The organism is Bacillus sp. NTK034 (assembly GCF_017303275.1).
GTDB lineage: Bacteria > Bacillota > Bacilli > Bacillales > Cytobacillaceae > Cytobacillus.
Genome location: NZ_JAFKOJ010000008.1, coordinates 234,281 through 258,973, shown reverse-complemented (window position 1 = coordinate 258,973; position 24,693 = coordinate 234,281). Strand labels below are relative to the sequence as shown.

Genomic DNA, 24,693 nt, shown 5'->3' with positions numbered 1-24,693 from the left:
GCTCGTATTCGGACTGCTTCACCCTTTTTTTCCTTCATCCTGTCCGAACCTGGCTTGTATTCGGACTGCTTTTCGCCTTTTCTGCTTCATCCTGTCCGAATCTGGCTTGTATTCGGACTGCTTTTCGCCTTTTCTGCTTCATCCTGTCCGAATCTGGCTCGTATTCGGACTGGTTTTCGCCTTCTCTGCTTCCCTCTGTCCGAATAAGCTTCCTATTATGACCCAACCCCAACCTTTTCTGACTTTGTTTTGACGAAACCTGGTTCTCTGATAGATAAATTATATAAATATTTTTCCCGTGTTTTTGAAACTGCTTCACAGCTCACTCTATGCTATTAAGCATCTATTTTTATACTAACCTGGCTATCAGTCTTAACATCAGTCCCATCTGTATCTGTTTTGCCTAAAATATAATAATCAAGTGTACTTTTAGGTATTTGATTGTATTCTTTCCTTTTATATAGATAGAAAGCTAATCCTAATACTGTCCAGACGATTAAGGCAATCAGTGAAGGTGCTCCAAGCGCTGATGGTGATCCAGGCACGAGCAGCAACCCAAGAAATGCAAGTCCGCTTAATGCTCCTATCAGAGCAACCAGCTTTTTGCCGGGTGAGACCATTTTTCCATCGGCTGCTTCTGTCCAGCTGAACAGTTTATAAGCTGTGTAGCAAGTATAAAAATAGGCAATGGTTACTCCTGTTGCTGACATGTCAACAATCCATAATAGGACGGGACGCCCAAACCATGGAGCAAACAGGCACAGGGCACATGTGAACAGGATCCCTACATAAGGGGTGCCATGCTTCGGGTGAAGCCTGGAAAAAGCTTTAGGAACTACTTTTGCTCTCCCCATCGCAAACAACAATCGGCTGGAAGAAACATAGAATCCATTAAGCCCTGTGAATACACCCATGCAAAGGGAGATTGCGAGCAGAAGCACTCCGAAGGCACCTAACGTATCAGAGATGACATCACCTGTCCCCCAAATCGGCTTTCCGGCAATAAGGTTTTGCCATGGCATTGCTACTGCTGTTGCAATAATCATAAAGGAATATAAGACACAAGCTACAATTAACGAATAAATGATAAGCTTGAATGCCTTTTTAGGAGGAAAATTAAATTCTTCAGCCGCCTGCGGAATATTATCAAAACCAACATATGCCCATGGAGCAATCGCGATGATTGCGATGATTCCAGTCAGTGCAGGTATCCCCGGTTTAAAAAAAGGCTGAAGATTTGACAGATCTGAAGATGGACTTAGTATCATGCTTATGGTGAGCAGGAACACACCGGCAACGAGGATAATGCAGAATATATATTGGAGACTGCCAGAAATGGAAGCACCCTTTATATTAAAATAGGCAAAGATCAGAAGTGCTGAAGTCGCAATCACTACTTCACCCAGATATACCTGCCAGCCTCCTATTTCATATAACAAACCGATATTTGTAAGCGAGGGAAGCATAAACTTTCCAAGCAAGGCCAATGCAGATGCATTCAGGGCGACAATACAAATATAGCCAAGAGTCAGAAACCATCCGCAAATAAAGGCATGTTTCCTTCCAAACCCTATATATGCATAAGCAAACTCACCGCCGGAAACAGGATATTTTTCAATTAAAACCCCGTAGCTGACGGCAATCACCATCATTAATAAAGCACCAATGGTTAACCCGATCACCGCCCCGATCGGGCCTGCTTTCCCCATCCATTCAGCCGGCAGAATAAAGGCTCCCCAGCCAATGGCAGAACCAAGCGCGATAGCCCACACCCATTGCGGCTTAAACGTTTTTTCAAGCTGTACCCTTTCTTCCATGTTTTCCCCTCCATTATTAAGGCTTCTCTCAAAATTTATTAAGGACTGCTTAATCTTGTTGAGCTAATGCCTTATCCTTATACTGGAGCAAAAAGCGTACCCCCGGCTTTTGCTTCAGTATCGAGGATTTTTTGAATAGCGGTTATCTATGAATGAGTGTAAGCTTTTTCTGTATTCTCCCACACAACCTTACCGGAAATGATGGTCGCCAATATAGGTATATCTTTTAAGTCCATTGCTGGGCAGGTAAGAGGATCGGCATCCAGGACAACAAAATCTCCTTTTTTCCCTTCTTCTATTGTGCCAGCAGAATCTTCTTCAAAGTTTAGAGCTGCACCGTAAGATGTCATCGCTTTTAAAGCATCCAGAACATCAATTTTTTGATCATCACCAAGCACATCACCTTCTAAAGTGATTCGGTTTACAGCCGCCCATATGGAAAACAGGGGCGAAATTGGGGTAATTGGACAATCAGAATGCAGTGTGAACAGCAAATTGCGGTCAACCGCATCAGCCAAAGGATTAATTCTAGCCGCCCTCTTTTCACCCAGGAATATTCTGCGGTGCCGATCTCCCCAAAAATAAACATGATTGATGAAAAACGAAGCAGCAACACCTAATCTTTGCATGGCATCAAGGTCTTTACTGCCTGCAGTCTGTACATGTTCAATCCGGTGCCTGTGGTCATCCATCGGACTTTTTGACAAAACATAATCGAAAGCCTCAAGGATAGATCCAATAGCCCGATCTCCATTTCCATGAATCGCTATTCTAAATCCTCTATTATGGAGATCCAGCATTTCTTCTGCAAAAGTGTCCTGATCATGCAGGAGCTCACCAAATACAGAATTATCACAATGATAAGGTTCGCGGAGTGCACCGGTAAGTCCCTGGATGGATCCATCCTGAAATAATTTGGCACTATCGAGTGATGCTCTGTTTTTGGTGCGCCTTTTTAATTCAAGATCGAGCTGATCGGCGGTATAACCCGAAAAAGCACTTCCCTCTCTTAAAAGGTGATGCAGGATCATTAGCCGCATATTCAGCGGATTCTTACCTGAATTAATGGCTGCTATATGCGCATTTAATTCCTCTATTCCTCTGTCCAGGCCTACACCGACATCTGTACATGTGGTGATTCCCTGAGACAGGTACACCTCTGCTGCATTTTCTATATTTTTGATTTGTTCATCGCTTGACGGGGAAGGCAGCACTGGAAAAATAAATTCCAGGGCAGGAATTTCGTGAATGACACCATCCAGCCTGCCATTATTATCGCGTGTAAAGTACCCGCCATGCGGATTCGAAATGCTTTCATCGATTCCAGCCATTTCAAGAGCTTTGGAATTGGCAGCACCAAAGTGCCCTGAAATATGCCGAATAAAAACGGGATTGTTTGGAGCTGCTTGGTCTAAATCAGACCTGTTCGGATGCCTTTTATCCTCCAATAGGGTATCATCATATCCCCACCCCATGATCCATTCTCCAGGTTTTGCTTTACTGGCCCTTTCTCTTATTCTTTCCTTTATATCACCAATGTTTTTATTTCGCGGGGATCTGCAATCAGCATAATTCAGCATTTGCCCGAACATTAATAAATGACTATGAGTGTCTATAAAACCAGGAAGCAAAGCAGCCCCGTTTAAATCCAAGATCTCAATATCAGGGCTTTTTGGAATTTCCGAACGGTCCGGTTCGGTTTTATCCCAAATTTTTTCGATGATGCCATTACTGACAAGCAATGATTTTGCCTTCGTATTATGTTGATCAAGTGTGATGATATTTGCATTTTTTATGATAAGGATACTCATCCTTATCCCTCCTTATTAGACAGCTTTGTTTTCTGCTGAATCGGTATCGTCAATCTTTCTATTTGCTGAAGGAAGGTCTTCCCAGTAAACAGCTTTTACATTTTCTGCTGATGAATGTTTCGTCCAGAGACTAATTATGACAAGTGAACAAAAAGAAGCGATAAAGCCGGGTATTGTCTGATCTATTCCTGTATTGATAAGAGGCCAAAGAATGGTAGTGAAACAAGCCAGAAGCATGCTGGAAATGACAGCGGTGTTGGTTGTCCTTTTCCAAAACATAATGGCCAGAAACGGAAACACAAGAGTTGTTGCTGACAGTCTGAGTGCCCATTGATACATGCTGACTATATCTGTTAATGCAAAAGCAACTAACAGTGATAATACCGATATAATCACTACACTCAAGCGGGAAACAAACATCATTTGCTTTTCCGTAGCATTGGGATTTAATAGACGGTGATACAAATCCTGAGTGATATTAGAGCTTCCTTGTAAAATGAAGGAGTCTGCACCTGTCATAAGTGCTGATAGGAGTCCGATCAGAATGATGCCGCCAATATAAGGAGGAAGCATTTCCACGGTTACATAGGAGAAAATTAAATCTGGGTGTATATCGGCTGGCACAAATTGCCTTGCCATAATTCCTATACTATATGGAAGCACAGAAATACATAAAGTAATGGCATAACCTGTTAAGCCAGCTTTAATGGCAATATCCTCTGTCTTGGAAGCAAAGATTCGCTGCCATGTGGATTGCCAAACTAAGTAGAACGGAGCTACAGAAAGGGCAAATAGCAGGACATCCCCGAGTCCATTCGCACCGAGCGGAGTTAAAAAATCTCTCGGCGTGTTACTAAAAATTTGTTCCATCCCCCCGGCAAAATTCAAGGCGGCATATGCAAGCATCACAATCCCTGCAATCAGAATTATACTTTGAATGGCATCCGTTACAATCGTTGCTACTAAACCGCCCAAAATCGTAAAACCGAGAATCAAAATAAATGACAGTACAATTCCAGTTTTCACATTCATATTAAAAGCAATGCTAAATACGGTACTCATCCCTACAATCTGCAGGGCAGTAGTGGGAACTGAGTATATAAAAGCAGATAACACTGATGGAATAATACCGGTTTTTGCTCCGAATCTTTCACTAAAAAGGTCGGCCAGTGTATACAATCTCTGTCTTCTTAATGGACGGCTAAAGAAGAAAATCAAGAGCATACTGACAAGCATGGCTGGTAATGCAAATTTAAAAAATCCCGATACCCCCATTGTGAACCCCATTCCAATCCAGCCAATAAAAACGGCAGCGCCGCAATTCGTGCTGATGATTGTACCGACAATATTCCAAAACCCCATATTCCAGCCTGCAATTAAATAACTGTCAGAGGTTTTAATTTTTGTAAAATAATAGATTCCAATTGCAAACATGAATATGAAATATGCCAAAATGTATCCAAAATACCAGCTCATCGACTGCCTCCTTTTTATTTTCTTAATATTCTGTAAATTATTGGCAGTAATATATTGTGATTCTTCTATTTACTTCCACTTTATCGGTCACTTTCACATAATTATCGGTCAGTTTTTGAATTTATCGGTCAACTCTTCCATTTATCGGTCAATTTTCATTTTTATTGGCCGCTTTTCCACTATATCGGTCAGTTCGCGTCATAGCAACTTTCTAACTTCAGCACCGTAACGATATAATTCAAACTCCTAAGCTTTCTTTAAAAAAGGAGCTTAATCAAAAATCTATTAAGCTCCTTCCATTTTGCCTACCAGTTTTTATGATCTAGGTGAGCATATTTCGGCAGAAGGCGAGTCGGCATCTTTAAGGCATCTTTACGGAATGGAGGTGCCAATTGCGTGCCATCCACCTGAATATCAATAACTGTCGGTTTGCTGGATTCTATTGCACGGCGGATAGCTGGTCCTACGTCCTCAGGTTTGTCTACACTTATTCCCTGTGCCCCCATGGACCTTGCCACCTCTGCAAAGTCCGGATTCTGGATATCCGCTCCTACAAAGCGATTATTATAGAAATCTACCTGGTTTTTCTTTTCTGCACACCAGGCATTGTTATTAAAAACACATGCTACTACTGGAATATTCTCCTCTACAGCCGTACTTACTTCATGCAGGCTCATTCCCCAGGCGCCATCCCCTACGATGGCCACTACAGGACTATTCGGATTTGCAAGCTTTGCACCTAATGCCGACGGATAGGCAAAGCCTGTATTCCCAAAGGTTAAGGCTGCCACATGCTGGCGGCCGGAATTGAATTTTAAATAGGCATTTGCGGTAGAAGATACATTCCCGATATCTGTAGTGACAATTGCGTTTTCCGGAAGGACCTTTGTAAGCTCAAGCAGCGCCCTGCGCGGATTAATTGGACTTCCTTCCACCATGGCCAGATCCACAAGTTCTTTTTCCCATTGTTCTTTTTCATTTGTGACTCTCGCCATTCTCTCAGAATTGAATTGCTTATTTGGTACTTTTTCTTTCAGCCGTTTTGCGATTTCAGCAGAAGCTGCTTTGGCATCACCAATAATCCCAATTTCTACTGGATGGGTTCTGGCGATATTACGGGGATTGATATCAATTTGGACAATCTTTGCGTTTTTCGGAAAGTAATCAATGTCATAGCATGGCAATGTTCCAAAGACAGATAATCTGGTACCGATAGCGAGCACCACATCTGCATCCTTTAATGTGTTCATAGCTGCTTTTGACCCCATATACCCAATAGGCCCCACCGCTAAAGGTTCATTTGCCGGGAAAGCATCATTATGCATATAGGAAACAGCTACAGGGATCGTTAAATGATCGGCAATTTCCTTCACTGCCTCTATTCCATCTGAATCCACTACTCCCCTGCCGGAAATGATGACTGGATTTTTGGCAGATGAAAGCAATTCCACAGCCTGATCAATCTGTTCCAATGATCCGCAGCCCCTATTATCTACGCGATACTGATGCGGTTCTAGGATTACATCTTCCACTTCACCATAAAAATAGTCCCGCGGAATATCAAATAACACTGGACCTCTCTCTGCGTAAGCAATTCTAAAGGCAGTCCTCAGGCAATCCGCCACCCGTCCCGGATGTGTGACCCTAACGGTTTCCTTCGTGATCGCTTTAAAAACTGAAACCTGATCGCACTCCTGGAAACCGTCCCATCCGACGGTAGGTGTTCCTGCTGAAGGAGAAATGACGACCATAGGAGTGTGAGCCTGATTCGCTGCCGCTACCGACGTTACCATATTGGTGATTCCAGGTCCATTCTGGCCAATGACCACCCCTGCAACTCCGCTTACTCGAGTATAGGCATCTTCCATGTGGGCAGCGCTTTGCTCATGCCGAACGCCGATGAAGCGGATCCCGGCAGTTGGAAGCAAGTCTAATAGATCCATGAAGGCTGATCCCAAAATCCCGGAAATATGTGTGACACCTTCTTTAACTAATGTTTCTACAATTGCCTCACTTGGTGTCATTTTCACCTTTCTTGTTTTGATTACTGCTAGTTCTTTTTCTGCTTTTGCCATTGCGGGCACTTCCTTTCCAGTTTTAATAGGATGATAGCTCTTAATCAGATTCAAATTTTCCCTATCTAAATTTCTTTAAATGCATTTTTGATCGTCTCAACAACAAATTTTAAGTCTTCTTCTGTAGAAGAAAGCGGCGGAGCTATAATAAGGACATTATTGAAGCCAGGCACTGTATCCCCATTTCTGCCAATGATCAGGCCTTTTTCTTTACACAGTGCAATGATCTTTGCCAATAAATGATCAGAAGCCGGCTGCTTCGTTTCCTTGTCTTCAACCAATTCAATGCCATACAAGAAACCGGTGCTTCTGACTTCGCCTACATTTTTATGAGCCTGCAAATCTTTTAAACTGCTTAAAATGCTTTCACCCAGCACCTCTACCCTGCTGACAATATTCTCCCTTTCTATGATTTCGATATTTTTCAATGCAACTGCACAGCTTGCCGGATGTCCCCCATAGGTTGAGACATGGCGGAAATGGTTATCTGCACCTTGCTCCTTAAATTTCTCATAAATTCTGGAATGAACTGCTGTAGCACCAAGCGGCAGATAACCGCTGGTCAACCCTTTTGCCATTGTTACGATATCAGGCTGAACACCCTTTGAATGCATAAATCCAAACATCTTGCCCGTTCGCCCGAATCCGGATACTACTTCATCCATTATCAGGAGGACATCATGTTTTTTGCAGATTTGTGCCACTCTCTGCAGATATTCAGGGGACGGGATAATAACTCCCCCGCCTGAAATGAACGGCTCCATTATGACTGCAGCAACCGTTTCGGCACCTTCCCATTGGATGACCTGGTCAATCATGTCAGCTGCGACTTTATCGCAATCCTTCACATCCTCGCCAAATGGACAGCGATAGCTGTAAGGAGGCGGCACATGCAGGAACCCCGGCATGCCAGGATCGTATTTCACTCTTCTGTTGGCCTGTGCAGTAGCACTTAAAGCACCTAAAGTGGAACCATGATAGGCACGGTAGCGCGAAATAAATTTATATTTTCCCGGATTGCCATTCTGATTATGGTATTGCCTCGCTAATTTGAATGCGGTTTCATTCGCTTCGGAACCGCTGTTTGAGAAAAAGGTTTTATAGGAATCCCCCAGCAATTCACTAATTTTTGCAGATAACTTAATGGCTGGTGCATGGCTTAATGTCAGAGGAAAATACGACAGCTGCATCATTTGCTCTGCAGCAGCCTCTGCAATTTCTTTCCGTCCATGTCCCAGGTTCAGGCACCAAAGACCGGATACACCATCCAAATATCGATTGCCATCCATATCAGTAAACCATGAGCCTTCCCCTGATTTGGCAATCATCGGACTGCTTCCTTCTGTATGCCGGCTCATCGCATGCCACAAGTGTTCCTGGTCCTGATCAGTTAACTTTTTGTTATCATTAAGTTCTAGCGTAGACATATTGCTTGCCTCCTTCTATTCATTAATTCAGGTTTGTTTTTTGTCTTTCCTTATGGGAATCATGTTGCGGCTGGAATCTTGTTTATTAATTCTTGGGTGGGTGTATAAGGATAGTTATGCGCCTCTGCAACTTTCTGATGAGTGACGTTTCCATTCATGGTATTGACCCCTTTTTCAAGAAAAGGATACTTTAAAATAGAATTTTCAATTCCTGTATTAGCGAGCATTAAGGCATATGGTGCTGTAGTGTTGGAGAGGGCATAGGTGGAAGTTCTTGCTACAGCGCCCGGAATGTTTGGAACCGCATAATGCAAAACACCATGCTTTACATAAGTTGGAGAATCATGTGAGGTAATATGATCGATGGTTTCAATTGAACCGCCCTGATCAATGGCAACATCAATAATGACCGAGTTCTTTTCCATTTGCATAACCATTTCTTCGGTTACTAACTGAGGTGCTTTTGCACCGGGGATAAGGACAGCCCCTATCACTAAATCGGCCAGTTTTACTTCCTGGGCGATATTGAACGGATTTGACATGACTGTTCTCACTCTGCCTGAAAAAAGATCGTCCAGCTGGCGGAGTCTTTCTGCACTTATGTCGATGATGCATACATCTGCACCAAGGCCGACAGCCATTTTTGCGGCATTTGTCCCAACTACTCCCCCGCCAATAATCACCACTTTTCCAGGCTTCACACCAGGAACCCCGCCTAATAAGACACCTTTACCGCCATGAATCTTTTCAAGAAATTGCGCTCCGAGCTGGACAGACATCCTTCCGGCAACCTCGCTCATAGGCGTTAGAAGAGGCAATGATTTGTTATCCAGCTGAATGGTTTCATAAGCAATCGAGGTAACTTCTTTTTCGACCAAAGCCTTTGTCAATTCAGGTTCAGCTGCAAGATGCAAGTAAGTAAAGAGAATTAATCCTTTTCGGAAATATTGGTATTCGACTGGCTGAGGCTCTTTAACTTTCATAACCATATCCGCAGCCCAGGCCTCTTTTGCACTTGACACAACCGTTGCACCAGCTTTTTCGTATTCCTCGTCTGAGATGCCGCTTCCTGCACCTGAACCCTTCTCAATCCAGACCGTATGGCCTGCATTAACAAATGCAGAAACACTTGCTGGAACAACGGAAACCCGGTTTTCATTATTCTTTACTTCCTTTGGCACACCAATAATCATGTCATCACTCCATCCTGCAAAATAGAAATATTAACCATCTCGTCATGACGTCATGTCGTCCGTACCAGTTGTTGTATGACTAGCCTCAGTTGTAATTAAAACATAACCATTATTCCTTTTCAATATTTTCTAAAAATTTTATATTATCGGAATTATCAATAGATATTATTGTAAAATTGAATAACACTGCATTTAACTATAATTCTTTGATAGTTTTATTCTAAATGAATACATATCCGAACGAAAAAAAGCAGAATAATATTCTATTAAGCTGCCATTTGTGTCTGATAATAACCGCTCTATGTGAAGCACACTTAATGTAGAGGGTACACCAAGCAGGTCGGCTTCTTCCTTGGATAAATAAGTACTTGTAATGATCTGTTCAGCTTCTGAAAACTTTAAGTCTAAACTTTGCTCCAGCAGATCATACAATGTACCCTTTTCAATATCATATCTGGCGAGATTTTCACCAATTTCAATAGGGTAATACTGACTTTCAAGGGCCAATGGCTTATCGTTTGCATAGCGAATTCGCTTTATAAAGTATGCCTCTGTAAGTCCGCTGGCTTCCACAATTTCTCTTGATGGAACAACAATGCCATTGTCCAGTAATTTTGCATCAGGCTTCATCCCCATTTTTTTAATCACTTCTGTTGTACTCGTAATATTTCCCAGCCACTCCTCAATCGGTTTCTTTGAAATAAAAGTGCCTTTTCCGTGGACTTTCTTTAGCACACCTTCGTTGACTAAATGGGAAACTGCCTCTCTCACTGTACTTCTGCTCACTTTATAGGTATCCATCAACTCCCTTTCACTTGGAATTTTCTCATTGAAAGAACGATTGTCTATGAGCTCCTGCAGCTTATTTTTTAATTGTATGTGAAGCGGAATAGGACTTTTAGAATCTAACTCTGTCATAATGGATGCCTCCTTACTATTTTTCGAATAATCAAAATGTATAATTAATTATATAGGTTACCCGAATGAATATCCATCCATTTACAGCAGATCCTGTTGCGCGTATTTAAAAATTTTTCTAATTATAGGTTGTCATTAACTGAGGATCAAGACAATCCAATGAAGCGATGGAAAGAGAACGTTTAACAATGAGCATCCCATCTGCTTAGAGATGGGATGCTCATTGTTTTCGATTTTGGTCATCCTTTGATATTCTCACTCATTCTTTTAACAAACATTGTCAAAAAATAGGCTGCATAAGCGATCGAGATATCGATCAGAAAGATATAGAAATGATTCATTCCCTTTTTAAAATGCACCATGCCTGCCCATTCCTCAAGTGTGGCAAATCCAAAGGCAAAAACGGCACTTGCTAAAATCGTGTAAATCAGAAAGCTTTTCTTGTGGTTTGTGCAGAACTGATAAATCAGCAGGAAACCGACTGGTAAAGCTGATGCTGTCATGTTCAGGGCATAGGGAAACATGGGAAATAAAAAATAGGTGTGAACAAAATAACTATATCGTTCCAAAAAGCTGTCGGCGTACGTCCAAAGAATATGCACGGTATAACCAAAGAAGAAAATCTCAAATATCCTGGTCCTGTCAATTGATAGATATACAATAACGAGCGGCAGCACCATAAGTGCCAAAACCACCCAAAACTGCCAGGTTCCAAGACCAGAGTATTCTCTCCAATAGGAAGAAATGAGTCCATTCATCTTTTCACTTTGGGAGAATATCTGCTCCCAGTATTCACTATAACTCAAAGAATTACCTCCCTAAACGCATCATCATCTTAATAGAATTATGCATAATCATAGTTTTCTACCCGTGCATCAATCAGCATTTTTCTAAATGTATCTCCTTTTTGAACCCCTAATATCTTCTGCCCATATTCAAGGAAAGACATAAGCTCGTTTTCCGATAAATGACTCATATTCAGCGGAAATTGTTCCATCTCTTTTACCTCATCCATAATCTGATCCAATAGTTCCTTTCCGCTTTTGGAAATTGCTACACATTTATAGCGGAGCTGCTCTTTATTGGCCGTGATTTCGATCAGTCCTTTTTCCTTTAACGGTTTTAAAAGCCTGGTTACAGTCGATAGATGCCAGCAGCCCAGATCACTTATTTGGGTCGGGCTTAGTTTTTGATTATGGGTGCCAAGCAGGAACAAAATATGCTGCTGAGCAGGCGTCAGCTTAAATTTCTTTTCAAGCTCTGCCCACTTCTTTTCCATACAGAAGTATAGTGCCCTTATGACAAGCAATGTCTGCTGTTTCAATAAAATGTTCATCCTTTTCCCCCTCACTTGCAGATACAATTGTATTTACAAGTATTGTTTGAGAGATGACTGATTTTATGCAAAAAAAATAGAGGTTCGCTTTCCTGCCTCTATTTTTGTCCTATTCTTTTTTTCACAGAGTTTCTGATTGACTCTATCATCTCCTCAGACAAATTTGCCGGAAGCGACGAGCCATCATGAAATACCCAGGCGTTGATCACTTCAAGATCAGCTTTTTTAAATGTTATGCTATAAGTATTATTTTCCTGGAGAAATTCAATTGTGGCATATTCTTCTCCATCAAATTCATCATCAATAATCATACTGGTAATTTCGTATGGATTCACAAATAATCTCCTTTAGCTTTTTTTACTATTTAGAATGCACCTGGCCCATCAAATTTATCCGAAAATGTTTAAGTCTTCATAATAATGGTATCTATGGTTTTATATGCAACAAAAAATGTAGCAAGGGAGTATGCGGCTTCTGTAATGCCGAATAAAAAAACAGAACTTCCAAAGATAATGGTATTCATTAATAGGATGCATTGCCCGATGGTTAAAGGCAAACGCTCGCTGAATAAAATAGCCAAAACTTCTGTACCATCCAGACAGGCTCCAAACCGGATAATGAGACCCACTCCCATTCCGAGCAAAAGACCTCCCAGAATTATGATCAGCAGGGGATGGTCAGTCACTTCCTCAAATGGGGCCAATATGTATGTCTCACCTGCCAGCACGGAACTGGCAAAAAGGCTTAACACCAAAAATCTTCCCCCTAAGTAGAAAAAGCCCGCCACTAAAAAGGGGAGATTCAACAGCAGGATCAAGACACCCACATCTACATGAAATACATGTGAAAGGATGATGCTCAATCCAACAATGCCTCCATCAATAACATAATTTTTCACAAGGAATAATTGCAGGGAAACAGCCACAAGTGTTGCTCCGAATATGATAATCAGCCCATTTTTAAAGGCGGAAAAATTACCCCTTCGTCTTTGGCTTAAATAGTATTGAATCCTATTTTTATACACTGGCCATCTCCTTTTGTTCAGACTGGCTTATGTATTGAAATATATTCCCGAAAAATCAATAAAATGCAGAAGCCTCCTTTCTATTTTAATAGTTTCCAGTAAAAAAAAGATAGAATTCCTTCATATCAGAGTGTAAAATAAATTCAGCCAGTTGAAAAACTGACACAGACATCCATTTGTATAGGAGGATGGAACGCACTAATAGAAATACTTTAAGCAGCCTTTAAATATATTGAATTTTCAGAAAACTAAATAAAAAGAGGTTGATGTATATGGCAATGGATGCATCTATTAAAGAACCAACGATTTTTGATCATGTTGGAAATAAGATTATTACAGAAGATCGGGAAATTCATATAATTGCCAGATTAGCAGAACCATTGATCGTGATTCTGGGAAATGTCCTGAGCGATGAAGAATGTGACCAGCTGATTCAGCAATCAAAAGAGCGCATGCAGCGTTCAAAAGTTGCCAACTCCATTGAAGCTGATGAACTGCGAACCAGCAGCAGTACTTTTTTCCATGAAGGGGAGAATGAAATTGTCTCCAGAATCGAAAAAAGAATCTCACAAATCATGAACATTCCAGTTGAGCATGGTGAAGGGCTGCAGATCCTTAATTATAAAATAGGCCAGGAATATAAAGCTCATTTTGACTTTTTCTCTTCAACCAGCAGAGCAGCAAGCAATCCGAGAATCAGCACGCTCGTCATGTACCTGAATGATGTGGAACAGGGCGGGGAAACGTATTTTCCTAAGCTTAACTTCTCCGTTTCTCCACAAAAAGGCATGGCTGTTTATTTTGAATACTTTTATAATGATCAGAACTTAAACGACCTGACACTTCATGGCGGTGCACCTGTTGTCATCGGAGATAAATGGGCTGCTACGCAATGGATGAGGAGAAAGAAATTTTAGATAGAAAAAACACTTGGGAAAATTTTTTCTCCAAGTGTCTTTTAAAATACAATCAATTGAAATTGTCCAGCCTCAGCGCCTGCCCCCTCGAGTTCACGAAACCGGGGCGGGCAAGGCGCTGAGGCTTTTCTTAGAACCACAGTCTCTTATGATAGTCATATTCAGAGGTGTCGTAACTCTCTTCCCCTTCTAGATTAGGGGCACACTTTTCACAAGGTTCTTCCTGCTGGCCATGTTCACATTGTTCCATTAAAAGTTCCACCTGAACGCATCCCCCTTCCTATCTGTTAATTTAATTATAATGAAAGCGTTTACAGCTGTCTTGTACAATTTGTTGGAAAATCTTTAAAAAGTGCCTATCCTATGGCACATTTTAACGTCAAAAAAAGACATTCCTGTCGCATTTTAGCTTTTGCCGCCCCTAATAGCTGCGGGGCAAATCGGTTACTTCAAGTGCAACCCTTATTCCTGATTGAATCGCCCCTTCAATCCATCCCGGGGCTGTGGACGTGTGTTCCCCGGCGAAATGGACTCTTCCCTCCGGAACAGGAATAAATGGGAATAACTCTGTTTCCTGGTTCGGTTTGAACATGGAGAAGGCTCCGCCAGAAAACGGATATTGTGACCAGCTATGGGAGGCGCCTGTTAAGAAATACTCGTAAACCTGATTGCCATGAACGACAGCTAAATTGTCAAGGGCATTCCGAATCCGATCTCCTTCCTTAAGGTTATCCCAGGATAAAGTATCATCTTCCCATGTATAGCTTGCCATAATGATGCCGGAACCTGCTGACCCAATTAAATGGCTCGGATAGGCAGCGAACCGAATGGGCAGATCCGTCATCAGCTTTCCTCCCTGCAAACCTTCGCGTTCCCAAAACCGCTGTTTAAACTGCAGTCCAATTTTCGTGGAGGATAATGCAGTTCCCTTATGGCTTTCCATTTATTCGGGGAAAATGATTGCCGGGGAACGATTTCAACGAAGGACAGCAAAGAAAAAGGTATAGTTAAGATGGCAAGATCACCACTGACCATCAAAGGTCTTTGACTCAAGGTATGTCTGGCATGGATTGTAACCTGCTGAGGATCCTGTTCTATTTTTGTCATTTGATAACCGAAATAAAGGTCTTCTTTTAACTGGGGCAAAAAAGCATTTGGAAGCTTGTCATTCCCTCCTTCTACTTCATAAAAATGAATGTCCGGGCTAAATAAAGGAAGCAGTTCCCGCAGAATCGCAGGAAACGACAACTCCGGGAAACCTTCCAGACCAAGCAAAACTTTAATGCTTTCAAGGGCACCAGGTGATAAACTCGGTCCAACCGGGTTGTATCTGAGAAAGAAGCTTATCGGATACCGGTCAAATTCTTTTACTATAATACTCCAATTTCGAGCAGGGTTTTGATTAATAAAATCTGCTACAGGCTTAATGGCCATCGTAAGCAGATCCTCCGCCGTCTTCCCTTTTTCATGCGGAGCAACAGGGTAACGCAGGATATCAGGGTTTTGCTGATATATGGTGCGATTTATTTTAATGCCATTGGCAAAGATAAGATCCTGAGGAGTTGTGTTCCGGAATTCATTTACCTTTAAACGGAATTTTTTTATATATTCCAAAACTAAAGAGTGAGTATGAGGAATGCGCATGGCTCCCACATCCAGATACATTCCGTCCATAAAAGGCTCCCTCATTGTAAATATTCTGCCGCCAACCCTTTGTGTTGCTTCTAAAACCGTCACATCATGCCCTGCTGCCTTCAGCAGGGAAGCGGCAACAAGACCTGACATACCGGCACCGACAACGATTATTTTTTTTTGGACCTTAGAAAGGCCGAGACCGTTTCTGATGATGGATAGCATTTCTTCTGTATTTAACTGTGGATCCCGATAAAAGACCATACCTATTCTCCTCCTGGGGATCTGTCAAAAAGTTATTACTTTATCATACTGCCGGACAACTTCAGATTATGATTCTTTTATGAATTTGGCAGCTATGCATGAATCAAGTCACGGCCAAAACCAATTAGCTTATTTATCGCAAAAAAAGGCACCAAATCTTCATGATTTGATGCCTCACCCTATAAATATGATTCTGCTAGAACGCTGCTGTCCATCCGCCATCAGCAACGATCACGGATCCATTAACAAAGCTGGAATCATCAGATGCCAGGAATAATGCAACCTGTGCAATTTCCTCCGGCTTTCCGACTCTTGGCATAACACCCTGAACAGCCTTTGTACGGCTGAATCCAAATTCATTCAGGCTTTTCATTGATGAGGCAATGTTTGTTTCCACACCGCCTGGTGCAATGGCGTTACAGCGGATGCCGCTGTTTGCGTACATATAGGCAGTGTTTTTTGTAAGCCCTATCACGGCATGCTTTGATGCCCCATAAGCAGCGCCTGCATGGGCGCCATTTAATCCGCCTGTAGAAGCAGTATTGATGATTACCCCTTTCCCTTTATCTAAAAAGAGAGGGATGGCTTTTCTTATTGAACGCATGACGCCTTTTGTATTAATATCAAATATTAAATCCCATCGTTCATCCTGGATGTCTCCAACGGGTTCAAACCCGTCCATAATTCCTGCGTTATTCACCAGGATATCCAGCGCTCCAAATTCATGAACAGCTCCATCTATCATTCTTTCAATATCATCTTGTTTTGAAACATTAACCTGAACAGCTTTGGCCTTTCCGCCATTCACAGTGATTCCCTTTACCACAGCCTCGGCCCCTTCCAGGTTCAGGTCAGCGGCAATGACACTTGCACCTTCCTTTGCGTACAACTCCGCAATCGCTTTTCCCATTCCGGATGCTGCACCTGTTACAATCGCTACTTTATCCTGAAGCTTCATTTAGATTTCCTCCGTTCAGCTGAATAATTTAGTGAACACTTGTTGATTATCTCTTACATCTTTATAATATGTTAATAAGGACGCCCATTCAATCAGCAAATTATCAGCGATTTGTCTACTATTGAACACATTCATTGTATTTTGATTATTTTTTCATCCTATTTCAACTATGGAGGCCTTTTATGTCCAGTAAGCAGAATCTCCCTATAGACCGAAGAATAACAAAATCAAAACAAGCTTTAATGGATGCCCTATTATCCTTAATGCAGACGAAGGAATTCAAAAAAATAACCATAACGGATATCGTGAAGACAGCCAATCTCAACAGGGGTACATTTTATAAGCATTATGAATACAAAGAGGATATCCTCGATGAAATGGTCGATGATGTGATATCAGATCTAATCTCCTCCTATCGCGAACCATACAAGAACACAGAAACCTTCCAGTTAAAGACCCTTACCTCTTCTGCCATTAAAATTTTTGAACATGTTAGTCATAAAAAAGAATTCTATTCCTTAATGGTAAAATCAAATGCCTTATCCGGATTGCAAAGCAAATTGTGCGATGTACTGAAGGAGGTAACTTTGAAAGACCTTAAAGATGTAAAGTTTAACCCAAAAATCAATCGTGAATTGCAGGCAAGCTTCTATGTACATGCAATATTGGGAATGATTACGGAATGGATAAATCATGGATTTAAATATGATTCAAACTATATGTCCGAACAGCTGCTGGAAATCTTAAAGAGCAGACAAGAAGATGAGGTATTCAAATTAACTTGAATGAAACCAATACCTATATTAATTCATCTTAAATTGCTTAAATACCATAATAAAACAAACACATTTTTTTCTCCCACCCCCAAAATTAAAGAATGACAGCCTAAATTTTTGTTGATGGTCATTTTTTGTCGAAATAATGATTCTCTGGATATTTGGAGCATACACTCCAAAAAGCTATTAAATTATTATACATAATTCGACTTTACTTTTGGGAGGAATGAATGTGGATCGTTTTTTCAGGTGGATTGTCAGATCTTTGTTTGCACCTGTCTCCGGAAATGCAGGAGCGATTGCAAGTACTCTTGGTTTTTTTCTGGCATTTTTACCTTTGGAAGGTTTTAGTATTCCATTATTGTTTGTTTGTTCACTGCTGCTGCGCCTAAATATTATTGCCTTATTCCTGGGCACTCTGATTACTGTTTTTATACCTTACATACACAAGCTGCCTTTCATGAATTTTGGCCCATTTGCAGATTCCTGGTTCATTTCAACACTTAAAAACAATATTTTAACCTCGGAATCTATTGCATCAGGTGTCTTCGGAGGAGTGGTAGGACTAGTCTGCTATTTTTTCTTCCACTGGTTTTATAACCTGGGGCTGAAAAAAAACGAGGGAAAACAGGAATCTATATTTCTTGATCCTGCTAAAACGCGGTGGTCCCTAATTAAGCGAATGAGCACTGGCTTCATCCTATTAATTGTTGTGATATCAACATTTTTTATAGAGAGTTTAAATACAGCTCCAAAGCTTCCTGAGCTTCATCTGGATCAAAGCGCATCAAGTTCCGGTATAGATCCGATAAATAAGCCCTTTAATGAAGAGGAATTGGCACCACAGATTCAAAAGACAAATTCTGCAGCAAATATTTTAGAAAAGCCAAAGATGCCGCAAATGACACAAAAACAAGAGGTTTATGGATTCTATGTCAATTGGGACAAGAATAGTAAAACATCCTTCAGAAAAAATAAAGAGTCCATAACCACTCTAGTCCCTGAATGGATGCAGGTAACACCAGATCTAAAGCTCAAATCTTCTACTGACCGGTCCATTGTAAAAGAAGCAAATAAACATGAAATTAAGATTCTGCCATTAGTGAATAATTTTATAGACAACAAATGGGATTCAGATGTTCTCCACCGGCTATTCACTGCTCCAGGTGCTGACGATCTCTTTATAAAAGAAATGCTGTCTTATGTGATAACAAATGGCTTTGATGGTATTAATATTGACTTTGAAGCAATTAAACCAGCTGACAAGGACCATTTTACTCAGTTCATGAGTAAAGTTTATAAAGCCTTCCACAAAGAAGGCTTAATGGTGACATTGGATGTTCCGCCCAATGACGAAAGCTATGATTATACTTCTTTAGCAAAATACGCTGACCGTGTGATTGTCATGCTCTATGACCAGCATTATTCCATGAGCACACCCGGCCCTGTCGCTCAAACCGATTGGGTTAAGGACAACTTGGATCAGGCTGAAATTCCAGCCGGAAAATTGGTAGCAGGGTTGGGAACATACGGTTACGACTGGGAAGAAGGTTCAGATAAACCCGCAGCTGACATGACTTTTGGGGATATCATGAAGCTGGGCAGCGAGGAGAACCTTACTATCAATTGGAGCATGGAAGCTGGAAACCCCTACTTACGCTATAAACAAAACGGAAAAAATCATACTGTCTGGTTTTTGGATGCTGCTACTTTTTATAACCAGATGAACCTTGCGATTAATGGCGGCTCTACCGGAATAGCAATATGGCGTCTCGGTTCGGAGGATCCCTCTATCTGGAGTTTTGTTAACAAGCCTAAGGAAATCATTAATCCATCTGAAATGCTAAGTGCCTTTGAAAGTCCTGTCTCAGCACTTCATACATGGAACGGAGAGGTATTGAAAATCGCTTCACAAACTGAAAAAGGAAAAAGGAATATAGAAATGGATTCCAATGGAATGATAAAAAAGGAATCCTATGTAAAATATCCAAAGCCTTTTGAAGTAATCCGCCATGGAAATTCCAGCAAAAAAGAAATCGTTCTTACCTTTGATGACGGCCCGGATCCGGAGTACACACCAAAAATATTGGACATTTTGAAGAGTTATGGGATAAAAGGCACCTTTTTTATTGTTGGAGAAAATGCATTGATGCATCCCCAGCTGGTTAAAAGAATTTATAATGAAGGACACGAAATCGGAAATCATACCTTTACACACCCTGATACTACATCCATCACACCATTTCGTTTACGAATGGAATTAAATGCAACACAGCGCTTAATTCAAGGCATAACCGGCCATTCTACGACTCTTTTTCGCCCTCCTTACATAGCGGATACGGAACTGGGCACAAGAAACGAGCAGCTTCCTATAATGGAAGCTCAGAAGCTGGGCTATACCATGGTCGGCCAATCCATTGACCCGGGTGATTGGCAGGGATCCTCAGCAGATGAACTTGTAAATCGAACATTGGATCAGCTATCCGAAGGCAGCGTCATTTTGCTTCATGATGCTGGCGGAGACCGCTCCAAAACAGCAGAAGCCCTTCCGGTTATTATTGAAACACTTAAAAATAAGGGCTACACTTTTACGACAACTGCTGGTTTAATTGGGAAAAGCGATACTGAAATCATGCCTTTTGCTGATCAGGATAACCCTTATTCTGTTTATGATATGGCGGTATTTAAGGTCATTAAAAGCTGGAACTCTGGACTTAGCTTTTTGTTTTACTCAGCCATCCTTTTAGGTGTTCTGCGCATCTTATTTCTTGTTTTCCTGTCCTGGAAACAGGTTAAAAGGCACGAAGAGACCCAGATTGACCCTGACTTTACTCCTTATGTCAGTGTAGTAATTGCAGCTTATAATGAAGAAAAAGTAATTTGCAAAACTGTAGATTCTATTTTATCGAGCGACTATTCAGATTTTGAGATACTGATAATCGACGATGGCTCAACGGACCATACTGCTCGTGCAGTTGAAGAAGCGTTTTCAGACAATCCCTGCGTCCGGTTAGTTAAAAAAACCAATGGCGGAAAATCCTCGGCTGTAAATCTTGGATTTAAGGAAGCTAAGGGAGAAATAGTAATTGCATTAGATGCAGATACACTCATTGCTGAAAATGCCATCTCTTTGCTTGTTAGCCATTTTAAAGATAATCAAGTGGCTGCGGTTTCAGGTAATGTAAAGGTTGGCAATAAGGGGAATCTCCTGACGAATTGGCAGCATATTGAATATGTGACAGGCTTTAATCTGGAAAGGAGAGCGTTCGCAGCTCTTAATTGCATTACCGTAGTACCAGGTGCCATCGGTGCGTGGAAAAAGTCTGCGGTTGAAGAAGCTGGTTACTTTAGAGAGGATACACTTGCGGAGGATACGGATATCACTCTTGCACTATTGCGAAACGATAAGAAAATTGAGTTCGAAGAAAAGGCTTATGCCTATACAGAAGTGCCTGAAGATATTAAAAGCCTGACAAAGCAGCGCTACAGATGGGTATATGGTACTCTCCAATGCCTTTGGAAACATCGTGCGGCATTATTTAACAAAAAACACCATTCATTAGGGTATGTAGCCCTGCCTAACATGTGGCTATTTCAATATGTTTATCAAACCATTTCTCCTATTGCAGATATATTGTTCATCTTTGCCCTTTTCAGCCCAAAACCTGAAAAAGCAGCCATAGGATTTGTCCTTTTTTACTTGATGGATTTCTTTGCCGCCCTATATGCGTTCAGGCTGGAGAAAGAAAGCCCTAAGCCACTGGTCTCATTGTTCCTGCAGCGAATTTTATATAAACAGTTGATGACTTATGTAGTGGTAAAATCGATCTTCTCCGCTATCAAAGGAGTAACCGTTGGCTGGAATAAACTTAAACGAAATGGCAATGTAACTCAGGATAATTCCATTATGAATATTAAATGAATCAAAGGGCCTTTCCCAAACTGGGGAGAGGCCCTTTTACTTAACTATAGAAAAAAAAGGACCACCATTACCTGGTGATCCTTTCTGATAGATTTAATGATTTTTCCCATTGTTTTCTTTGCCTTCTTTTCCTTTGCTGACCCGATTACTCACAGCTTTTTCTTTTGCGGCTTGGGAAACCTGCTGTCCATGGCTGAGTGTTTTTGCAGCAGGACTCGTTGTACTGCTTCCTCCCGTGCCAGAGACAGGTATGTTTGGATCTTTTGTGCTGGTCTCAGGTATTGATGCTTCATTTGTTGGCTTGCTTCCCGCAGGTGCAGTGGCAGACTCCGGTGCCGAAGGTTTTTCGTTTGAGACAGATACAGCTTTTGAAACAGGATTTACAGCAGGTTTTTGATTGGAAATTTCGGTATTCGTTTGAGCAGCAACAATCATCTTATTGCTTTTCTCTTCCTTTTTTAATGATTTTTCAAAAGCAGGAGCACCTTCTGTAACCGTTTTTTGTTTCGCATTCTCTTGCACAGCCAGTATGCTTGCTTCCGCCTTTTCGTCAATTTGTCTGTTTACTTCAGATTTTTGTTGAATACCTGATAAAACAGAAGAGTGTTCCTCTGAAAAAAGTTTAGTAGCTTTCAGCATGCCATTGGCAGCAGAAAACGTTATAGCCCCTGCTAATACCATGGCAAGGGCCCCCTTAGCTGGTGATTTCATATGTTTCCCCTCGAGACTAATTATTAATTATATTTAAAGAGTACGATGGAGAATCCTTATATTATGGGGGTATAATTAGTTATTTTCATAATTCCATATTTCTTTATCTGAACATTTACCGTCATGAGAAAAAGTTTCAGATATTCTTTACTTATGCCTGGAACTCCTTATTGTCAATTTTAATTATGTCAGAATTAGAACCGGCGGCAATTTTTTTCGTTTCGTTCACCAGCTCCAGAATATTTCCGCTGCATTTCTGTGCTCCTTTAATAACCAGTGGAGTCCCTATGCTGTTCAGACCTAAGCCTTTGGATATGAATCCTCCGATGGTCAGGGCAAGAGGGACTGCAGGTGAAGTATCAGAGAGGACGATTTTATCATTAATTCCTTTATGACTATTTAATAAATGGCAAAAGTGATGCAGTGTTTCAACTGCCAGCTTAGAAGATCTTCTTCCAAGGGTGTACACCAGACTTCCTTCCTCATCCTCACCATGAAAAATAAATTTTCCTGCATCTTTCTTTGTCAATTTATTAAAATACGGCAGCTCAATTATTTCTTCTTTTTCGAGTTTGCGGCTCTGAATTATTTTCAGATGGTATGCTGCTGCCAGTGATGTCGTATGAGTTCCCCCAAAATCGTGGTAGATATAAATCACCTGCTTCATCTCCCTATTCATCAGACTTTCCTGAACACCAGGGTTATTATTAGCACCTCTGCCATATCATTTTCCTGGACTTAGTTCATATTTTACTCCATAAAGATTTTTTAATTAGTTAATGAGTAAATTTCTCATAATAACACCTGCACATTTAACTTTCTAAACAAGGAAAGGCTGCCCCCAGGCAGCCAGTTAAGTTTGCTATAGTTTTTCTCCATTTGACCCGATTACATCTTTATACCAATAAAAAGACTTCTTCTTCTTCCGTTCCATTGTTCCGCTTCCGTCATCATGCTTGTCCACATAAATATAGCCATAGCGTTTTGAAAACTCGCCTGTTGACATGCTGACCATATCGATGCAGCCCCAGCTTGTATAGCCCATTAGCTCGACGCCATCTTCTATAGCTTCACCCATTGCTTTTATATGCTCGCGAAGATAGTCGATCCGATAGTCGTCATGGATGCTGCCATCCTCTTCTTCCTTGTCATATGCACCAAGTCCGTTTTCTACGACAAATAGCGGTTTCTGATAGCGGTCATATAACTTGTTCAAGCTGATCCGCAAACCTTCAGGGTCGATTTCCCAGCCCCAGTCACTTGTTTCCAGGAAGTGATTCCTAACCCCGCCAATGATGTTCCCTTCCGATGAATCTGCATCTGACTTAACCTTCTTATCGGTACGGGACATATAATAGCTGAAGCCAATATAATCAACAATACCGTCCTTTAACAAATCCAGATCGCCTTCCTGTATGTCCAGGCTGATATGATGTTCCTTAAAGTATCTTTTAATAAAAGCCGGATACTCCCCGCGTACCTGTACATCAGCACAAAAGTAATTGAAAAGCTGTTCTTCCTGCAGAGCATACATGACATTTTCCGGGTTGCTGTCATAGGCATACACAGGCGCAAATAGAATCATGCAGCCAATTTTTGAGTCAGGAATAATCTCATGGCATGCCTTTACCGCGATTGCGCTTGCGACCAATTGGTGGTGATAGGCCTGAAAGGTCGGCTGGTATTTATCTTCTTCACCTTGATAGGAGAAGCCAAGCCCATTAATTGGCATGACCAATCCGCTATTGATTTCATTAAAAGTCATCCAGTACTTTACTTTATCTTTATACCGGCCCAAAATCGCTTTAGCGTACCTCTCAAAAAAACTGACAACTTTGCGGTTTCTCCACCCACCATACTCTTTTACTAAATTAAGGGGCATTTCATAATGTGAAATCGTTACAACCGGCTCAATTCCATATTTCTGCAATTCGTCAAAAACACGATCATAAAAAGCAAGCCCTTCTTCATTTGGCACCGTCTCATCGCCATTCGGAAAAATGCGGGTCCAGGCTACCGACATGCGGAATGCCTTGAAGCCCATTTCTGCAAATAAGGCAATATCTTCTTTAAACCGATGATAGAAATCGATTGCTTCATGATTGGGATAATAAAATTGATCCTCATGAATTTCAAAGTCAAACCCTGGCTTCATTAAGATATTGTATCTTTCTTTTCCTCCGGGAAGAACATCCGCAATATTCAAGCCTTTATTCCCTTCCTTATAACCGCCTTCTATCTGGTTCGCTGCAGTGGCGCCGCCCCATAAAAAACCTTCAGGAAAATTGTATTTTTTCAATTCATTCCCTCCAATACCTGCTATTTTTACTATTTGTTTAAATGGAGTTTTTATGTTACCCGAAAAGGGATATAGAAGAAGCTTAAATCGAGTCAAAAGGAATGTAAATAATTAGAGTTAATTAAGTCTTATTTTAC

The 24,693-nt window shown here is 41.2% G+C and carries 19 protein-coding genes and 1 pseudogene; 3 read left to right on the top strand and 17 right to left on the bottom strand.

The window, feature by feature from the left end:
* Positions 1-34: 34 nt before the first annotated feature.
* The 12 genes from JI665_RS21565 to JI665_RS21510 form a co-directional block, all read right to left on the bottom strand.
* A complete protein-coding gene (locus JI665_RS21565; protein WP_206843948.1) occupies positions 35-226 on the bottom strand; it encodes a hypothetical protein in 192 nt (63 codons plus the stop codon).
* 109 nt (positions 227-335) lie between these two features.
* Complete coding sequence (locus JI665_RS21560; RefSeq protein ID WP_206843945.1) at positions 336-1,817, bottom strand: APC family permease; 1,482 nt, start codon at positions 1,815-1,817, stop codon at positions 336-338.
* Between the two features lie 146 nt (positions 1,818-1,963).
* Positions 1,964-3,628: an amidohydrolase gene (locus tag JI665_RS21555; RefSeq protein WP_206843943.1), complete on the bottom strand. Its 1,665-nt coding sequence runs from the start codon at positions 3,626-3,628 to the stop codon at positions 1,964-1,966.
* A 15-nt stretch (positions 3,629-3,643) separates the two neighbouring features.
* On the bottom strand, positions 3,644-5,104 hold the full coding sequence (locus tag JI665_RS21550) for a sodium:solute symporter family protein (RefSeq protein WP_206843941.1): 1,461 nt from the start codon (positions 5,102-5,104) through the stop codon (positions 3,644-3,646).
* Positions 5,105-5,409: 305 nt separating this feature from the next.
* Positions 5,410-7,179: a sulfoacetaldehyde acetyltransferase gene (gene xsc / locus JI665_RS21545; RefSeq protein WP_206843937.1), complete on the bottom strand. Its 1,770-nt coding sequence runs from the start codon at positions 7,177-7,179 to the stop codon at positions 5,410-5,412.
* Between the two features lie 65 nt (positions 7,180-7,244).
* Positions 7,245-8,606, bottom strand: a complete 1,362-nt coding sequence (locus JI665_RS21540) for an aspartate aminotransferase family protein (protein WP_206843936.1) — start codon at positions 8,604-8,606, stop codon at positions 7,245-7,247.
* 59 nt (positions 8,607-8,665) lie between these two features.
* Positions 8,666-9,799, bottom strand: a complete 1,134-nt coding sequence (gene ald, locus JI665_RS21535) for an alanine dehydrogenase (RefSeq protein WP_206843933.1) — start codon at positions 9,797-9,799, stop codon at positions 8,666-8,668.
* A gap of 192 nt (positions 9,800-9,991) precedes the next feature.
* Positions 9,992-10,717, bottom strand: a complete 726-nt coding sequence (locus JI665_RS21530) for a GntR family transcriptional regulator (protein ID WP_206843930.1) — start codon at positions 10,715-10,717, stop codon at positions 9,992-9,994.
* Between the two features lie 239 nt (positions 10,718-10,956).
* Positions 10,957-11,523 carry a hypothetical protein gene (locus JI665_RS21525; RefSeq protein ID WP_206843927.1) on the bottom strand — a complete coding sequence of 189 codons (567 nt, stop codon included), beginning with the start codon at positions 11,521-11,523 and terminating at the stop codon, positions 10,957-10,959.
* Between the two features lie 38 nt (positions 11,524-11,561).
* Positions 11,562-12,053 carry a MarR family winged helix-turn-helix transcriptional regulator gene (locus JI665_RS21520; protein WP_206843924.1) on the bottom strand — a complete coding sequence of 164 codons (492 nt, stop codon included), beginning with the start codon at positions 12,051-12,053 and terminating at the stop codon, positions 11,562-11,564.
* Between the two features lie 98 nt (positions 12,054-12,151).
* The gene (locus JI665_RS21515; RefSeq protein ID WP_206843921.1) at positions 12,152-12,388 is read right to left on the bottom strand and encodes a hypothetical protein; all 237 of its coding nucleotides are present in this window, start codon (positions 12,386-12,388) and stop codon (positions 12,152-12,154) included.
* Positions 12,389-12,456: 68 nt separating this feature from the next.
* Positions 12,457-13,077 carry a YitT family protein gene (locus JI665_RS21510; RefSeq protein ID WP_206843918.1) on the bottom strand — a complete coding sequence of 207 codons (621 nt, stop codon included), beginning with the start codon at positions 13,075-13,077 and terminating at the stop codon, positions 12,457-12,459.
* A gap of 272 nt (positions 13,078-13,349) precedes the next feature.
* Between JI665_RS21510 and JI665_RS21505 the strand changes: the two genes are divergently transcribed.
* The gene (locus tag JI665_RS21505) at positions 13,350-13,994 is read left to right on the top strand and encodes a 2OG-Fe(II) oxygenase (RefSeq protein ID WP_206843915.1); all 645 of its coding nucleotides are present in this window, start codon (positions 13,350-13,352) and stop codon (positions 13,992-13,994) included.
* A 421-nt stretch (positions 13,995-14,415) separates the two neighbouring features.
* Here JI665_RS21505 and JI665_RS21500 read toward each other — a convergent pair.
* Both JI665_RS21500 and JI665_RS21495 read right to left on the bottom strand, forming a co-directional pair.
* A pseudogene (locus JI665_RS21500) lies at positions 14,416-15,890 on the bottom strand (flavin monoamine oxidase family protein).
* 196 nt (positions 15,891-16,086) lie between these two features.
* A complete protein-coding gene (locus JI665_RS21495; protein WP_206843912.1) occupies positions 16,087-16,848 on the bottom strand; it encodes an SDR family oxidoreductase in 762 nt (253 codons plus the stop codon).
* A 182-nt stretch (positions 16,849-17,030) separates the two neighbouring features.
* On the opposite strand from JI665_RS21495, the gene JI665_RS21490 reads away from it, so the two are divergent.
* Both JI665_RS21490 and JI665_RS21485 read left to right on the top strand, forming a co-directional pair.
* The gene (locus JI665_RS21490; RefSeq protein WP_206843908.1) at positions 17,031-17,633 is read left to right on the top strand and encodes a TetR/AcrR family transcriptional regulator; all 603 of its coding nucleotides are present in this window, start codon (positions 17,031-17,033) and stop codon (positions 17,631-17,633) included.
* 223 nt (positions 17,634-17,856) lie between these two features.
* Complete coding sequence (locus JI665_RS21485; RefSeq protein ID WP_206843906.1) at positions 17,857-21,546, top strand: polysaccharide deacetylase family protein; 3,690 nt, start codon at positions 17,857-17,859, stop codon at positions 21,544-21,546.
* A gap of 93 nt (positions 21,547-21,639) precedes the next feature.
* Here JI665_RS21485 and JI665_RS21480 read toward each other — a convergent pair whose 3' ends face one another.
* The 3 genes from JI665_RS21480 to JI665_RS21470 all read right to left on the bottom strand — a co-directional run bounded on the left by JI665_RS21480 (position 21,640) and on the right by JI665_RS21470 (position 24,556).
* Positions 21,640-22,257 (bottom strand): hypothetical protein, encoded by a 618-nt coding sequence (locus JI665_RS21480; RefSeq protein WP_206843904.1) that lies wholly within the window; start codon positions 22,255-22,257, stop codon positions 21,640-21,642.
* Between the two features lie 151 nt (positions 22,258-22,408).
* Positions 22,409-22,936 (bottom strand): DUF3189 family protein, encoded by a 528-nt coding sequence (locus JI665_RS21475; protein ID WP_206843903.1) that lies wholly within the window; start codon positions 22,934-22,936, stop codon positions 22,409-22,411.
* A gap of 183 nt (positions 22,937-23,119) precedes the next feature.
* Positions 23,120-24,556: a glycoside hydrolase family 1 protein gene (locus JI665_RS21470; protein WP_206843901.1), complete on the bottom strand. Its 1,437-nt coding sequence runs from the start codon at positions 24,554-24,556 to the stop codon at positions 23,120-23,122.
* Between the last annotated feature and the right edge of the window lie 137 nt (positions 24,557-24,693).